The organism is Caballeronia sp. M23-90, from assembly GCF_053574605.1.
The window spans coordinates 1-700 of record NZ_JBSIPA010000946.1; the positions used below are offsets into that span (position 1 = coordinate 1).

Here is a 700-nt window from a genome sequence, read left to right on the forward strand (position 1 = left end):
AACAGGTCGAGAATGACGGTCAGAAACAGCCAACCCTCGTCCGTCCAGATGTACGTGATGTCCGTAGTCCAGACCTGGTCGGGACGCGCGGGAGAGAAGTCTCGTTGCAGCAGGTCCGGTGCGACCGGCAGGCTGTGGTTGCTGTCGGTCGTGACCTTGAACCGGCGTTTGGTCTTCGCCTTGATGCCGTGCAGCTTCATGAGCCGCTGGACACGATCCTTGCTGACACGAATGCCCTGGGCCAGCAGTTGCTTCCACACGCGCGGCCAGCCGTACTCGCCTTTGGATTCAGCGTGCACGGCCTTGATGTGCACCAGCAGAGCGTCGTTGCTGATGCGTCGGCGCGCTCGGTCAGTATCGACATCGCGCGCCTTGCGCGCGTGGTAACCGCTGGGGCTGACACCCAGCACCTGGCAGGTCAGGGACACCGGCCATTGTCGGCTGTGAAGCTCGATCCAGGCGTACTTCATGCCGACACCTTTGCAAAGTACGCCGTGGCTTTTTCCAATATGTCGCGCTCCATCTTCACGCGTGCCAACTCCGCGCGCAGCCGGGCAATCTCCATCTGTTCTGGAGAAACCTGTTTGCCTGCGCCGTTCAGCTTCCCAGCGGCATCGGCCTTCACCCAGTTGTGCAGCGTCTTCGGGCTGATGCCCAGTATCTTCGCCACCGCCGCCATGCTCTGGCCGCCGCGGACCAT

The 700-nt window shown here is 62.1% G+C and carries 1 pseudogene; it reads right to left on the minus strand.

Annotated elements, in window-relative coordinates:
* Positions 1 to 700: pseudogene (locus ACRXB1_RS37200) on the minus strand (IS3-like element ISBxe1 family transposase); the annotation flags it as partial.